Here is a 15339-nt window from a genome sequence, read left to right on the forward strand (position 1 = left end):
GCGGCGTCTATAGCGCGTTTTCGCGGCGCTGGGTATGGGGCGGACGGACGCGTTCTCCGCAGCCGTGGAACGGGACGATCGTCTCATGCCCGCGGCCGGTGCAGTTTGGGCCTGGCCACGAAAAATCGAAATCAGCCCTTGACCTTCCAGTTACTGGAAGCACTACCTCCGCCGCAACATCGAAATACAGGGGCTTTCGGCATGACGCATTCCGATCACCATCATCACGCCCATGGCAGCTGCTGCTCGCCAAAAGGCGTCTCCTCTGCTGCGGACGCCGTCGTCCGCGATCCGGTCTGCGGCATGACCGTCGATCCGGCTGCCGGCAAGCCGACGGCCGAGCATGACGGCCATCGCTATCATTTCTGCAGCGAAAGCTGCCGTTCGAAATTCGTCGCCGAACCGGAAAAATACCTGACCGCAACCGATCCCGTCTGCGGCATGAGCGTCGACCGTGCCACGGCCAAGCACTTTTTGCGGCACGAGGGCCGGGGCTTCTATTTCTGCTCGGCCGCTTGCCAGGCGAAGTTCGAAACCGAGCCGGCAAAATATCTCGGCGACAGGCCGGCGCCGCAGCCGATGCCCAAGGGCACGCAATACACCTGCCCGATGCATCCGGAAATCATCCGCGACAAGCCCGGCTCCTGCCCGATCTGCGGCATGGCGCTGGAGCCGATGGGCGTGCCGACCGGCGACGAGGGACCTAACCCCGAACTGGTCGACTTCACCAGGCGCTTTTGGGTGAGCGCGGTGCTGTCCGTGCCGTTGCTGGTCATCGCCATGGCGCCGATGCTCGGCCTGACGTTCCAGGCCTTCATCGACGACCGCGCGAAGGTCTGGCTGGAGCTGGCGCTGGCCAGCCCGGTGGTGCTGTGGGCGGCATTCCCGTTCTTCCATCGCGGCTGGAACTCGGTCCTCAACCGCAGCCCCAATATGTGGACGCTGATTTCGCTCGGCGTCGGTGCCGCCTATCTCTACAGCGTCGTCGCCACGCTGTTTCCAGGCCTCTTTCCGCACCAGTTCCGCGGCCATGACGGCACCGTGCCGGTCTATTTCGAGGCGGCGGCGGTGATCGTCGCGCTGGTGTTCCTTGGCCAGGTGCTGGAATTGCGCGCCCGCGAGAAAACCGGCTCGGCGATCCGCGCGCTGCTCGACCTGGCGCCGAAGACGGCGCGGCAGATCGGCGCGGACGGTTCCGAAAACGACGTGCCGCTCGAAACCGTCAAGGCCGGCGACCGCCTGCGCATCCGCCCCGGTGACGCCGTGCCGGTCGACGGCATTGTGCTCGAAGGGCGCTCGTCCATCGACGAATCGATGATCACAGGCGAGCCGCTGCCGGTCGAAAAGACCGAAGGCGACAACCTCACCGGCGGCACGCTCAACAAGAACGGTTCGCTGATCATGCGCGCCGAAAAGATCGGCGCCGAGACGACGCTGGCGCGCATCGTCGAGCTGGTCGCCAAGGCGCAGCGTTCACGCGCGCCGATCCAGGGGTTGGCCGACCGCGTCTCGTTCTACTTCGTCCCGGCCGTCGTTCTGATTGCCATCATTGCGTTTGTCGCCTGGGCGATCGTCGGACCGGAACCCAGCCTGGTGTTTGCCATCGTCTCGGCGGTCTCGGTGCTGATCATCGCCTGCCCCTGTGCGCTCGGCCTTGCCACGCCAATGTCGATCATGACCGCCACCGGGCGCGGCGCGCATGCCGGCGTGCTGATCAAGGAAGCGGCGGCGCTCGAGCGCTTTGCCTCGGTCGATACGCTGATCGTCGACAAGACGGGAACGCTGACCGAAGGCCGGCCCAAACTGACCGACGTCATCGCGGTCGAAGGCATGGCACAGGACGAGCTGCTGGCGCTCGCCGCCGGTCTCGAAAAAGGCTCGGAGCATCCGCTGGCCGAGGCGATCGTCGAAGGCGCCCGCGAACGCGGCGTGAAGGTCCCCGACGCCGGCGGTTTCGAGGCCGTCACCGGCAAGGGCGTTTCCGGCACGGTCTCGGGGCAGAAGGTAGCGCTCGGCAATGCCGCGATGATGGTCGATCTCGGCATCGAGACGGCTTCGGTCCTGGCCAGCGCCGAGGCGCTGCAGGCCGATGGCAAGACCGTGATGTTCGTCGCTGTCGCAGGCAAGCTCGCCGGCCTCGTCGCCGTTGCCGACCCGATCAAGGCGACCACCGCCGAGGCGATCAAGGCGCTGCATGACAGCGGGCTGAAGATCGTCATGGCGACGGGCGACAATGAGCGCACCGCCAGGGCCATCGCAGCCAAGCTCGGCATCGACGCGGTGCGTGCCGGACTTTTGCCCGAACAGAAGAACGCGCTGGTCGAGGAATTGCGTGCCGGCGGTGCCGGCGTCGCCATGGCCGGCGACGGCGTCAACGATGCGCCCGCACTTGCCGCCGCCGATGTCGGCATCGCCATGGGCACAGGCGCCGATGTTGCGGTCGAAAGTGCGGGAATTACGCTGGTCAAGGGCGATCTCAACGGCATCGTCAGGGCGAGGACGCTGGCCCGCGCGACGATCCGCAACATCCGCCAGAACCTGTTTTTCGCTTTCCTCTATAATGTGCTTGGCGTGCCGGTTGCTGCCGGCGTGCTCTATCCGCTCACCGGCACGCTGCTGTCGCCGATGATCGCGGCGGCGGCGATGAGCCTGTCTTCGGTTTCGGTCATCGCCAACGCATTGCGGCTCAGGACGTTGAAACTCTGAGTAAAACTTCCAGATAGACCCTGTTCAAAAAAGGAGACGATGAATGACCTTGGCCAAGAAGATCGTGCTGCTGATGATGGCGGCGGGAATGCTGCTTGCTGTTTTCCTCGAAAGCGTTCCGGCACAAGCCGAGGAGATGAAGCACGACATGGGCGCAATGGGCGCGCAGAGCCCCTCGACCGAGGGCTACAAGGCGGCGATGGACAAGATGCATACCGACATGATGGCAATCGAATATTCCGGCAATGCCGATGTCGATTTCGCCCGCGGCATGATCCCGCATCACCAGGCGGCCATCGACATGGCCAAGATCGAGCTCGCCAATGGCAAGGATCCGGAAATCCGCAAGCTGGCGGAAGCAGTGATCGCCGCGCAGCGAGCCGAGATCAAGCAGATGCAGGACTGGCTCGCCGCCCATCCGGTGAAGTAGGCGTCACGCTGTCGGGGAATCCGGGCGAGAGGCTTCACCTGGATTTCTGCTTCACCTGGATTTCCCTTGGCGGCTATGGTGCTATCCGGGCCTCGGACTGGAGCATGCCATGCCATCGACGATAAGAACGACCACCCTGCCCTGCGGCGAAGCTGTGCCGGTGCTCGGCCAGGGCACCTGGAAGATGGGCGAAGACGGCCGCCGCCGTGGCGACGAGGCCAATGCCCTGAAGCTCGGGCTGGATCTCGGCATGACGCTGATCGACACCGCCGAAATGTATGCCAGCGGCGGTGCCGAGGAGGTGGTGGCGGAGGCCATCGCCGGGCGCCGCGACGAGGTTTTCCTGGTCTCCAAGGTGCTGCCGTCCAATGCCTCGCGCGCCGGCGTGAAACGGGCATGCGAGAACAGCCTGAGGCATCTCGCCACCGACCGCATCGATCTCTATCTCTTGCATTGGCCGGGCAGCGTTCCTTTGATGGAAACGGTAGAGGCGTTCGAAGCGTTGAAGGCGGCCGGCAAGATCCGCCATTGGGGCGTCAGCAATTTCGATACCGGCGAGATGGAGGAGCTGGTCCGGTTGCCGGCCGGCGGCAACGTCCAGACCAACCAGGTGCTCTACAATCTGTCGCAGCGCGGCGTCGAGTTCGACCTCGCCCCGTGGAGCCGGCAACGCGGCATGCCGCTGATGGCCTATTCGCCGGTCGATCAGGGGGTATTGGCGCGCAACGCCAGGTTAGATGCCATCGCCGCCCGCCACGGTGCGACGCCGGCGCAGATCGCACTTGCATGGGTGATGGCGCAGGAGGGCGTCATCGCCATTCCGAAGGCCAGCCGCCCGGAGCATATCCGGCAGAATGTCGCGGCGTTGGAGATCGAGCTCACGAGCGAAGATTTCGCCGAAATTGACCGCGCCTTCCCACCGCCGAGGCGGAAGTCCGGCTTGGCGATGATTTGAGGGGTGGGGCGGAAGGCAAGCCAAAGCAGCGTTCCGTCATACCCCCTCTGTCCTGCCGGACAGTCCGGCAGGACAGAGGGGGGGTGCCGTAGAGCGCTATCGGACGAGCACTACTTCCCAGCCATCCCCTTCAGCCGGTACAGCGCCTCCAGCGCTTCCCTTGGCGTCATCTCGTCGGGATTGATCTCCGCTAGCGCCGCGCCCAGCCCGTCACTCTTCGCCGGCTTCGACGCTTCCCGCTTCGCCGCCACGGAAAACAGCGGCAGGTCGTCGACCAGGCGGTTGGCCTTGCCCGAAACCTCGCCTGCTTCAAGCTGGTGCAGCACTTCCTTGGCCCGGCCGACGACGGCCTCTGGCAGGCCGGCCAGCCGCGCTACCTGGACGCCGTAGGAACGGTCGGCCGCACCCTTGCCGACCTCGTGCAGGAAGACCACGTCGCCCTCCCATTCCTTGACCCGCATGGTGACGTTTGAGAGCCGCGGCAGTTTTCCGGCCAGCGCCGTCATTTCGTGGAAATGCGTGGCGAAGATCGCCCGGCAGCGGTTCTTCTCGTGCAGATATTCGACCGCCGCCCAGGCGATCGACAGGCCGTCGAAAGTGGCGGTGCCGCGGCCGATCTCGTCGAGGATGACCAGTGCGCGCTCGCCTGCCTGGTTGAGGATCGCCGCCGTCTCGACCATCTCGACCATGAAGGTCGAGCGGCCGCGCGCCAGATCGTCGGAGGCGCCGACCCGCGAAAACAGCCGGTCGACGACGCCGATATGGGCTGATGCCGCCGGCACGAAGGAGCCGGTCTGGGCGAGGATGGCGATCAGCGCGTTTTGCCTGAGGAAGGTCGATTTGCCGCCCATATTGGGGCCGGTCAGCAGCCAGATCGCGCCGGCCTTGGCATCGCCTTGCGGCGACAGATCGCAATCATTGGCGACGAACGGGCCTTCGCCGGAACGCCGCAGCGCCTGTTCGACCACCGGATGACGTCCACCCGAAATCTCGAAGGCAAGGCTCGCATCGACCAGCGGCCGGCACCAGGCCTCGCTCTCGGAAAGCAAGGCAAGTGCGGCCGAAACGTCGAGCACGGCGAGCGCTTCGGCGCCGGCACGGATCGTGTCGGCCTGGCCGACCACTTCCGCCGTCAGCGCCTCGAAAGCGGCAAGCTCGATCGCCAGCGCCCGGTCGGCGGCGTTGGCGATCTTGGTTTCCAGTTCGGCGAGTTCCGTGGTGGTGAAGCGCATGGCGTTGGCCATGGTCTGGCGATGGATGAAGCGCGCCTTGGCGCCGTCGCTGCCGGTCATCAGCGCATGGTGGTTAGCGGTGACTTCGATATAATAGCCCAGCACATTGTTGTGCCTGATCTTCAGCGAGCGGATGCCGGTCTCGTCGATCAGCGAACGCTCCAGCCCGGCGATCACCTTTCGCGACTCGTCGCGCAGTGCCCGCATCTCGTCGAGCTCGGCGTGGTAGCCGCCGCGGACGAAGCCGCCGTCGCGCCTGAGCAACGGCAGCTCGTCGCAGAGCGCCTGTGCCAGATGCGTCGCCAGTTCACTGGGCAGTGCCTTGATAGCTCCCAACGCCGCGGTCAGTTCGGCCGGCAATGCGGTTTGGCCGAACAGTTCGGCGATGGCGCCGGCCGCTTCGAAACCAGCGCGCAGCGCGCCGAGGTCGCGCGGGCCGCCGCGGTTGAGCGCCAGCCTGGATAGCGCGCGCGGCATGTCGGCAACGCTCTTCAGGCTTGCCCGCACCGCCTGGCAAAAACGCGTCTCGGAGCGGAAGAACGACACCGAGTCCAGCCTTGCAGCGATTGCCGCCGGGTCGGTCAGCGGCGCCATCAGCCGGTCGGCGAGCAGTCTTGCGCCGCCACCCGTCACCGTGCGGTCGATCGCCTTGAACAGCGACCCCTCGCGGCTGCCGGACAGCGTGCGCAGCAGCTCCAGATTGGCGCGCGTCGCCGGGTCGATGAACAGCGTCGAACCCTGCTCCTCGCGCTGCGGCCGCGACAGCGGCGGCCGTTCGGCCTTCTGCGTCTTCTCGACATAGGCGATGACGCCTGAGATCGCCGACAGCTCGGCGCGCGAAAACGTGCCGAAACCATCCGGCGTTGCCACCTCGAAGAAGCGGGCGATGCGGCCGGCGGCCGAAGCCGAATCGAACAGTGACGGCGGCTGCGGGCTGGCGACGCGGCCGAGCACATCGAAGACCGGTTTCAGCTCCGGGTCGTAAAACACCGGCTCGGCGACGATCAGCTCGCGCGGGTCGACGCGGAAGACATCGGCGAGCAGCCGGTCGGCGGTTGTCTCGGCGACGCGGAAGACACCGGTCGAGATCTCGATCCAGGCCAAGGCAAAAGCGTGCTCTGCCCCGCCCTTGACCCGTCCCAGCGCCATCAGGAAACTCGATTCCGACGGCGCCAGCAGTTTGTCTTCGGTGATGGTGCCGGGTGTCACCAGCCGCACCACATCACGGCGCACCACCGATTTGCCGCCGCGCTTCTTGGCCTCCGCCGGATCCTCGATCTGCTCGCAGACGGCGACGCGGAACCCCTGGCCGATCAGCTCCTGCAGATAATCGTCGGCGGCATGCACCGGCACGCCGCACATCGGGATGTCGAGCCCCTGATGCTTGCCGCGCTTGGTCAGCACGATGCCGAGCGCCCGGCTTGCCTTCTCGGCATCGTCGAAGAACAGCTCGTAGAAATCGCCCATGCGGTAGAACAGCAGCGAATCCGGGTTCGCCGCCTTGATCTCGATATACTGCTCCATCATCGGCGTCGCCGGCGCGAAGGCCGGCGTGGCGTTGTCGCTTCGAATGGGCGTCTCGTCGTTCAAGAAGCTGCTTCCAAAATTTTGCAAGCCATGCTTGGCGGTTTACAGCGGCGAAGTGTAGCCTTAATCCCGAACCTTCCACAAAAGAAAGCATGCGCACCCCATCTCAAGCGGTGCCGTACGGGCGAGGAAACCAAAAGTACCATGGCCAAGAAAACCGAAAGCAACGGGCCCTCCGTCAGCGCCCAGGAGGCGCTGGAATTCCACGCCATGGGGCGTCCGGGCAAGCTGGAGATCGTCGCCACAAAACCGATGGCGACGCAGCGCGATCTCAGCCTCGCCTATTCGCCGGGCGTCGCGGTTCCGGTTCTCGCCATCGCCGAGGACCCGAGCCGCGCCTTCGACTACACGGTTCGCGGCAACATGGTCGCCGTCATCTCCAACGGCACCGCTATCCTCGGCCTCGGCAATCTCGGCGCGCTGGCCTCGAAGCCGGTGATGGAAGGCAAGGCGGTGCTGTTCAAGCGCTTCGCCGATGTCGATTCCATCGACCTCGAGGTCGATACCGAGGATGCCGACGAATTCATCAACTGCGTGCGCTTTCTCGGCCCCTCCTTCGGCGGCATCAACCTCGAGGACATCAAGGCGCCGGAGTGCTTCATCATCGAGCAGCGGCTGCGCGAGCTGATGGACATCCCGGTCTTCCATGACGACCAGCACGGCACCGCCATCATCTCGGCCGCCGGCCTGATCAACGCGCTGGAAATCACCGGCCGCGACATGAAGACCACGAAAATGGTCTGCAACGGCGCCGGCGCTGCCGGCATCGCCTGCATCGAATTGATGAAGGCGATGGGCTTTGCGCCCGAAAATATCATCCTCTGCGACACCAAGGGCGTCGTCTTCCAGGGCCGCACCGAAGGCATGAACCAGTGGAAATCGGCGCATGCCGTGAAAACCGGCGCGCGCTCGCTGGCCGAGGCGCTGGACGGCGCCGACGTGTTCCTCGGCCTCTCGGCCAAAGGCACGCTGACCACCAAAATGGTGCAGTCGATGGCCAAGAACCCGATCATCTTCGCCATGGCCAATCCCGACCCCGAGATCACGCCTGAGGAGGTCGCCGAGATCCGCACCGACGCCATCATGGCGACGGGACGGTCCGACTATCCCAACCAGGTCAACAACGTGCTTGGCTTCCCCTACATCTTCCGCGGCGCGCTCGATGTGCGGGCGACCACCATCAACGACGACATGAAGATCGCCGCGGCCAAAGCGCTCGCCGAACTGGCGCGCCAGGACGTGCCCGACGACGTCGCCGCCGCCTATCAGGGCATGCGGCCGAAATTCGGCCCCAACTACATCATCCCGGTGCCGTTCGACCCGCGCCTGATCTCGGCCATTCCGATTGCGGTGGCCAAAGCGGCGATGGACTCCGGCGTCGCGCGCAAGCCGATCCTCGATCTCGACCGCTATGCGCAGGAGCTTTCCGCCCGCCGCGACCCGATCGCCTCGACGCTGCAGCGCATCTACGACCGCGTCCGCCGCCAGCCCAAGCGCATCGTCTTTGCCGAGGGCGAGGAGGAGCAGGTGATGCGCGCCGCCGTCTCCTATGTGAACCAGCGGCTCGGCACCGCCATCCTGCTCGGCCGCGACGACATCATCAAGGAAAACGCCAGGAATGCCGGCATCGATCTCGGCAAGCAAGGCATCGAGATCATCAATGCGCGGCTGTCGCGGCGCAACTCGGTCTACACCGACTATCTCTACGAACGCATGCAGCGCAAAGGCTTTCTGTTCCGCGACTGCCAGCGGCTGATCAACAACGACCGCAACCATTTCGCCGCCTGCATGGTGGCGCTGGGCGATGCCGACGGCATCGTCACCGGCGTTACCCGTAACTATTCGACGGCGCTCGACGACATCCGCCGCGTCATCGACGCAAGGCCCGGCCATTGCGTCATCGGCGTGTCGATCGTGCTCGCGCGGGGCCGCACTGTGCTTGTCGCCGACACCGCGGTGCACGACATGCCGGATGCCGTCGAGATCGCCGACATCGCCGAGGAGGCCGCCGGCTTTGCCCGCCGCATGGGCTACGAGCCGAGGCTCGCCATGCTCGCCTATTCGACCTTCGGCCATCCGCAGGGCGAGCGCTCCGAGCGCGTCCAGGAAGCGGTGCGCATCCTCGACAAGCGCCGCGTCGATTTCGAGTATGACGGCGAGATGGCCGCCGACGTGGCGCTCAACGCCCGTGCCATGGCGCAGTACCCGTTCATCAGGCTGACCGGCCCGGCCAACGTGCTGGTCATGCCGGCCTTCCACTCGGCCTCGATCTCGACCAAGATGCTGCAGGAGCTCGGCGGCTCGACCGTCATCGGCCCGCTGCTGGTCGGCCTGAACAAGCCGGTCCAGATCGTCTCGCTGAACGCCAAGGATTCGGACATCGTCAACATGGCGGCAATCGCGGCGTATAGCGCGGGAGCTTGACGAGCGGGGGGCAGCAGCAGCGCCTCTCCCTTCTCCCCCTGTGGGAGAAGGTGGCCGAGCGAAGCTCGGTCGGATAAGGGGTGTTCCAGCTTGGCACCGGCAGCACTCCGTCCAGCACCCCTCAACCGTCTCGGCGCTGCGCGCCGATCCACCTTCTCCCACAGGGGGAGAAGGGAGAGGTGCCGCTACAGCAGCCCCGCCTGCTCGGCCTCGCTGCGCAAATTCTGCCGTGGCCTTGGGCCGATCTGCTGGATGACCAGCCCGGCCGCCAGCGAGCCGAGATCGCCGCACTGCTTCAGGCTGCGGCGTTGCGTGTAGCCGTAGAGGAAGCCGGCGGCGTAGAGGTCGCCGGCGCCGGTGGTGTCGACCAGCTCGCGGATCTGGGTCGCATTGATGGTCACGGTCTCGTCGCCGCGCACGATCACCGAGCCCTTTTCCGAGCGGGTGACGGCGGCGATCTTGCAATCCTTGCGGATCTGGGCCAGCGCCTCGTCGAACGACGCGGTCTGGTAGAGCGACTTGATCTCGTGGCTGTTGGCAAAGACGATGTCGACGGTGCCGGAGCGCATCAGATCGAGGAATTCGTCGCGGTAGCGGTCGACGCAGAACGAGTCCGACAATGTCATCGACACTTCGCGCCCGGCGGCGTGGGCGAGTTTCGCCGTCTGCCGGATCGCTTCCTTGGCGCGCGGCGGGTCCCACAGATAGCCCTCGAAATAGGTGACGGCCGCGCCCGACGCCTTGTCGGCCTCGACGTCCTCCGGGCCGAGCTCGACGCAGGCGCCGAGATAGGTGTTCATCGAGCGCTCGCCGTCGGGCGTGACGAAGATCATCGAGCGCGCTGTCGGCGGTTCGCCGTTAAGCGGCCTGGTGTCGAAGGCGACGCCCTGGGCATGGATGTCATGCGCGTAGATTTCGCCGAGCGCGTCGTTGGAGACCTTGCCGAAGAAAGCGGCGCGGCCGCCGAAGCTGGCGACGCCCGCCGCCGTGTTGCCGGCGCTGCCGCCCGAGGCTTCGATGGCCGGGCCCATGCGGCTGTAGAGCAGTTCGGCGCGCCTCGTGTCGATCAAATTCATCGCGCCCTTGATGATGCCGTTGGTCTCCAGGAACGCCTCGTCGCACTGGGCGATGATGTCGACGATGGCATTTCCGATACAAAGCACGTCATAGTCCGGCATCAATTCATGTCTCCGCCAAAAAACCCACCGGCTTTCTGCCACGCCGGGCGCGGGCGGGTCTAGCGGTTTGATGCGGCTTTGCCTAGGCCGCGAGTTATAAATCCGGGCAGAACGCATGCCTCGTACCGCGCGGTTTGCGCTTGTCTCGCGACCTGTCTCCGCCTATCCCGAAATATCGCCCATGGGCCTCGTTTGACATGGAATTGGAAACGCCGTGATCCTCGACGCCGCCCGTGCCGCGTTGAGCCGGCTGTTCTCGCCCGAATTCCGTTCCGTGTTCCTGAAGACGCTGGGGCTGACCTTGCTGGCGCTGGCGGCGCTTTGGTTCGGGATCAAGAGCCTGTTCGAATGGCTGGCCTGGCCGTGGATCGATGCATGGCTGCCTGCCCTACCCTCCTGGGCCGGGTGGCTGGGTGCCGTCGTCGCCGGCGTCGGCCTTGCGCTGGGCTTGGCGCTGCTCATCGCGCCGGTGACGGCGATCATCGCCGGCCTGTTCCTCGACGACGTCGCCGAAGTGGTCGAGCGCACCGATTATCCAAACGACCCGCCCGGCCGCGCCGTGCCGGCGTTGCGCTCGCTGGTACTGGCGATCCGGTTTTTCGGCGTCGTCATCCTCGGCAACATCGTCGCCCTGCTGCTGCTCTTGTTGCCGGGCATCAACATCGCCGCCTTTTTCGTCGTCAACGGCTATCTGCTCGGGCGCGAGTTCTTCGAGTTCGCCGCCATGCGCTTTCGCCCGGAGACCGAGGCCAGGGCGCTGCGCAGAAAGCACTCCATCACCGTGTTCCTGGCCGGGTTGGTGGTCGCCGCTTTCCTCGCCGTGCCGCTGCTCAACCTTCTGACGCCACTGTTCGCCGCCGCCATGATGGTGCACCTGCACAAGGCGATCTCGGCACGGGAAGGGAGCTAGCGCAGCAGAAAGCCGCGCCCCAGTTCATCATCGTCCTCGGCGATGAGTTCGGCCCGCCCTGAGTAATAGGCGCGGCCGCCGACGCGGGCGATGATGGCGTCATGCGGCCCGGCTGTGGCCGTGCGTACGACGGCGCCGGAAAAGCGCGAGCCGGCGATGCTCTCGAACAGCCGCGTCCGGCCAATCTCGATTTGCCCCTTGGCGTGCATGGCCGCCAGCCGCGCGGTGACGCCGGAGCCGGTCGGCGAACGGTCGACCTCGGCCTCGGCGAAAACGCAGATGTTTTTGGTCGGCGTATCGGAGAACGCATCCTGTCCGTCGGTCAGGATGGTGCCGTAGAGAAAGGCGAGATCGGCATGGTCGGGATGCGACAGCGGCAATTCGGCCTTCAGCTTATCAGTCAGCGCGGTCGCCGCATCGACGAAATCGCGGACGCGGTTCCTGCCAAATTCCAGCCCGAACTGGCGGCAGTCGGCCAGTGCATAGAAGGCGCCGCCATAGGCGATGTCGAAGCCGACCGGACCATAGCCCGGCAGCTCGATCCGCTGGTCGCCGGCGAACAGAAACGCCGGCACGCTTTCGAAGGACACCGCGCCGGCCTTGCCATCCCTTACCTCGACCGCAGCCGAAATCAGCCCGCATGGCGCCTCGATATTGACGGTCGTCATCGGCTCGCGTGGCGCCACCAGCCGCTCGTCGACGGCGTAGCGGCCGAGCGCGACGATGGCGTGGCCGCACATCGTCGAATAGCCCTCATTGTGCATGAACAGCACCGCGAGGTCGGCGCCCGGCAGGTCGGGCTCCACCAGCAGCGCGCCATACATGTCGTAATGGCCGCGCGGCTCGAACATCAGGATCTTTCTGAGATGATCGAGATGGTCGCGCACATAGGCACGCTTTTCGAGGATCGTGCCCTTGGGAATGTCGGGGTAGCCGCCGGTGACGATCCGCAGCGGCTCGCCGCCGGTGTGCATGTCGACGACGGTGAGCGTCATTCGCCCGGCCCGACCTAGGCGGAAGGTTTGGCAAACAGCGCCTGCAGCTTGCCGAACGGCATGGCGGCGCGGGTGAAGCCGAAGGTGCCGTCCTGCTGGATCTCGCGCGCCGCGGTCTCCAGCATGCCGAAGGCGAAATTGGTCAGCCATGGGCCGAGCGAGATGCGCTTTACCCCCGCCATGGCAAGATCGGCGATCGTGAAGCCGGGCCTGGCCATGACGTTGACGGGCTTGGTCAGCGCCGAGCAGACGGTTCGCACCATCTCGATGTCGCCCAGGCCCGGTGCATAGAGCACGTCGGCGCCGGCTTTCTCGAAAGCCTGCAGCCGCTTGATCGTGTCGTCGAGATCGGGCTTGCCCCAGAGGAAATTCTCGGCCCGCGCGGTGAAGACGAAATCGCGTTTCAGCGCCCGTGCCGCTTCCGCCGCCGCCGCGACGCGCTCGACGGCATGCGCGAAATCATAGATCGGCTTGTCGGGCTCGCCGGTATGGTCCTCGATCGAGCAGCCGGCGAGGCCAGCCGCCTCGGCGGCGAAGATGGTTTCGCCGGCACTTGTCGCGCTGTCGCCCTTGCCCTTTTCGAGATCGGCCGAAACCGGCAGCCCGGTCGCCGCCGACACTTCGCGGCAATGGTGGATCATTGCCTCGAACGTCACCGCGCCATCGGGCAGGCCGCGCGAAAAAGCAAAGCCGGCGCTAGTCGTGGCCAGCGCCTTGAAGCCGAACGAGGCCAAAAGCTTGGTCGTGCCGACGTCCCAGGAATTGGCCATGACGAAGATCGAGACATGCAGGTCGCGAAAAATCTTGCCCTTGTCCATGGATGCTCCCCTCCAGTGCAGAATGTGAGGCAAATTCTAGCCCGGCGGAAGGCGCCGGGCAAACAAATGCGATTGGCTCAGAAGCGTTTGGCGTTCTCATCCGCCAATCGGTCCAGCGCATCGGAATCCTTGACGTAGCGCGAAGCGATTTTGTCCCAATGATAGGTGACGGAGATGTCGCGCGAAGACGCCTCTGGCGGCGGCTGGCCGTCGCAGCTTTCATCGCCCGGCACTGTCGCGTCGGTCACCGTGACCTTGATGGCTGCATAGGGCTGGCCGTCGGCAATCGCCTGGAAGGCCACATTCTGCGTCCTTCGGTTGGTGCAGAGGTTTTCGTCGAACGTATAGATCATGTCGATCAGCTCGAACCTGTCGTTGCGGACCATGACCAGCGGCGTGATCACATAGCCCTGGCTCGAATTGAAATGCGTGCTCGTGGTGATGATGACGTCATCGCCGGGCCCGATCGACAGCTTGCCCGGATCGCGAAAGTAGGTGCTGCGGTCGACGGCAACATTGACCGCGTCGAGCAAGGCCGGCTTGCCGGTGATGTCGTAGAGTGCCAGCACTGCATAGCCCTCGGCGCTGTCAGGCGAGTCGCCGAGGTCGAGCAGCATCGCCAGCCGGTCCTTGCCGCCGGCCTTGATGTCGAGCACGTCGCCGCTGGAAAGACCCGACGTCGCCGGCGGCGAGCCGTCGTACTCCGGTCCAGCGATGTGGCGCATCTCGATCGGCATCGAACCCCGGAAAAAGCCGGCCTTGTCCGCCGCCAGATCGGGAATGACCATCCTGGCGAGATCGAGATAGGTGACATCGCCGTGACCGGGGACGGCGCTGCCGAGCTCCGGGAAGCTGACGGCCTCCGCGCTGGCCGTCGTCCAAAGACAGGGCAGCAGCAGGCAGGCAAAGATGAAACGAAGCAGGGAGAAGGTCATGCGCGCGCGCTCGTTATGTCGGGCGCGCGCAAGCTAGAGCATTTTGCGGCCAAGAGGAAACACCTGGCGTTGCCTCACTATGTTGGCTTGGCTTGGCTCGCCAGAGTCTGCCGGAAAACCGGCACCAGCTGATCCATGGCGGCTGCGAGCCATGCGCCGAGTTCGTCGGGCAGAGTGTCGTGGATCCAGACCAGGCGGCTCCGGCCCTCGCGCTCGGCAAAGACCTGCATGGAGGTATTATCGTGGGTGACCTCGTCGCCGAGCCATCCCCACACGATCCGCCGGCTCTGCTCGTCGCGGGCGATGAGCCGCTCTCGCACAATCTTGCCGTCGGCGAAAGTAAGGGCCCGCACGTCGCCCTTATCAACCCGGCAGTCGACGAAAACGCCTGGGGCTATCCGTTGGGCGCCGCCGGCGAAGTCGCCGACCGTCGCCCATACGCTTTCCGGTGAAGCGTCTACGATGATTTCCCTGATTATCGAAGCCATGTTCGCTGGTCCCTCTGTTAACAGGTAGACCTATCTGTCTACATGTGGATGTATACAGACCTGTCTGCTATACGGTCAAGGCATGTCCGCAGCCCGAATCAACGATCGTCCCGAAAGTCTTGCGCGCCGCCGCATCCTCGATACGGCGACCGCGCTGTTTTCTCTGGAGGGGGTCCGTGCCGTCGGCATCGACCGCATCATCGCCGAGGCCGGCGTTGCCAAGGCGACGTTCTATCATCACTTCGCGGCCAAGGACGATCTCGTCCGCGCCTATATCGAGGAGATCAGCAAGGGAGGACGGGCAGCAATCGCGAGCCTTGGCCGGCGGCCACCTCGCCCGATGATCCTTGCCATATTCGATCTCATCGCCGACGCGGCGGATCAGCCGGGCTACCGCGGCTGCCCGTTCCAGAATGCCGCGGCCGAATACCCCAACCCGAGGAGCCCGGTTCGCGAGGCAATCGATAAGCATCGTCACTGGAAGTGGGGCATCCTAAGGGATCTGCTGATCGCTGAAGCAAATCCCGATCCGGACCGCACCGCGGACGCGCTAACGGTGGCGGCCGACGGCCTCCTTGTCGTCAGTCATCTCGACAGGCCGGCCAATCTGCGCAGTCTCATACGCGACACGGTCGACCGAGTACTTGGAGCGCCGCGCCCGGTCTGAGATCGGGCGCGCGT

Annotated in this window: 12 protein-coding genes; 6 read left to right on the top strand and 6 right to left on the bottom strand. The window is 65.3% G+C overall.

Annotation, left to right across the window (positions count from 1 at the left end; all coding sequences use genetic code 11):
* The first annotated feature begins 201 nt into the window (after positions 1-201).
* The 3 genes from NKI58_RS02965 (at position 202) to NKI58_RS02975 (ending at position 4091) form a co-directional block, all read left to right on the top strand.
* Positions 202-2706, top strand: coding sequence for a heavy metal translocating P-type ATPase (locus tag NKI58_RS02965; protein ID WP_352784102.1), 2505 nt, complete (start codon positions 202-204; stop codon positions 2704-2706).
* A 43-nt stretch (positions 2707-2749) separates the two neighbouring features.
* Complete coding sequence (gene copM / locus NKI58_RS02970) at positions 2750-3136, top strand: CopM family metallochaperone (protein WP_352703292.1); 387 nt, start codon at positions 2750-2752, stop codon at positions 3134-3136.
* Between the two features lie 109 nt (positions 3137-3245).
* The gene (locus tag NKI58_RS02975) at positions 3246-4091 is read left to right on the top strand and encodes an aldo/keto reductase (RefSeq protein WP_352784093.1); all 846 of its coding nucleotides are present in this window, start codon (positions 3246-3248) and stop codon (positions 4089-4091) included.
* 110 nt (positions 4092-4201) lie between these two features.
* Here the strand turns inward: NKI58_RS02975 and mutS are convergent, their stop codons facing one another.
* A complete protein-coding gene (gene mutS, locus NKI58_RS02980) occupies positions 4202-6850 on the bottom strand; it encodes a DNA mismatch repair protein MutS (protein ID WP_352784167.1) in 2649 nt (882 codons plus the stop codon).
* Positions 6851-7054: 204 nt separating this feature from the next.
* Between mutS and NKI58_RS02985 the strand changes: the two genes are divergently transcribed.
* A complete protein-coding gene (locus NKI58_RS02985) occupies positions 7055-9334 on the top strand; it encodes an NADP-dependent malic enzyme (protein ID WP_023676376.1) in 2280 nt (759 codons plus the stop codon).
* Positions 9335-9519: 185 nt separating this feature from the next.
* Here the strand turns inward: NKI58_RS02985 and NKI58_RS02990 are convergent, their stop codons facing one another.
* Complete coding sequence (locus tag NKI58_RS02990; protein WP_352784086.1) at positions 9520-10512, bottom strand: adenosine kinase; 993 nt, start codon at positions 10510-10512, stop codon at positions 9520-9522.
* Between the two features lie 214 nt (positions 10513-10726).
* Between NKI58_RS02990 and NKI58_RS02995 the strand changes: the two genes are divergently transcribed.
* Complete coding sequence (locus NKI58_RS02995) at positions 10727-11422, top strand: sulfate transporter family protein (protein WP_352784081.1); 696 nt, start codon at positions 10727-10729, stop codon at positions 11420-11422.
* Here the strand turns inward: NKI58_RS02995 and NKI58_RS03000 are convergent.
* From NKI58_RS03000 to NKI58_RS03015, 4 genes are all read right to left on the bottom strand, one after another.
* Positions 11419-12417 carry a proline racemase family protein gene (locus tag NKI58_RS03000; protein ID WP_352784074.1) on the bottom strand — a complete coding sequence of 333 codons (999 nt, stop codon included), beginning with the start codon at positions 12415-12417 and terminating at the stop codon, positions 11419-11421. The two genes, NKI58_RS02995 and NKI58_RS03000, sit on opposite strands and share 4 nt — an antisense overlap.
* A gap of 14 nt (positions 12418-12431) precedes the next feature.
* On the bottom strand, positions 12432-13235 hold the full coding sequence (locus NKI58_RS03005) for an isocitrate lyase/PEP mutase family protein (RefSeq protein WP_352853053.1): 804 nt from the start codon (positions 13233-13235) through the stop codon (positions 12432-12434).
* Positions 13236-13312: 77 nt separating this feature from the next.
* Entirely contained in the window at positions 13313-14170 is an 858-nt protein-coding gene (locus tag NKI58_RS03010) for a hypothetical protein (RefSeq protein ID WP_352784065.1), read from the bottom strand.
* A gap of 77 nt (positions 14171-14247) precedes the next feature.
* Positions 14248-14658: an SRPBCC family protein gene (locus tag NKI58_RS03015; protein WP_352785479.1), complete on the bottom strand. Its 411-nt coding sequence runs from the start codon at positions 14656-14658 to the stop codon at positions 14248-14250.
* Positions 14659-14740: 82 nt separating this feature from the next.
* Here NKI58_RS03015 and NKI58_RS03020 point away from each other — a divergent pair, with 82 nt between their 5' ends.
* Positions 14741-15325 carry a TetR/AcrR family transcriptional regulator gene (locus NKI58_RS03020; RefSeq protein ID WP_352785477.1) on the top strand — a complete coding sequence of 195 codons (585 nt, stop codon included), beginning with the start codon at positions 14741-14743 and terminating at the stop codon, positions 15323-15325.
* Positions 15326-15339 lie beyond the last annotated feature (14 nt).

Source organism: Mesorhizobium sp. M0522 (genome assembly GCF_040321085.1).
Lineage (GTDB): Bacteria > Pseudomonadota > Alphaproteobacteria > Rhizobiales > Rhizobiaceae > Mesorhizobium.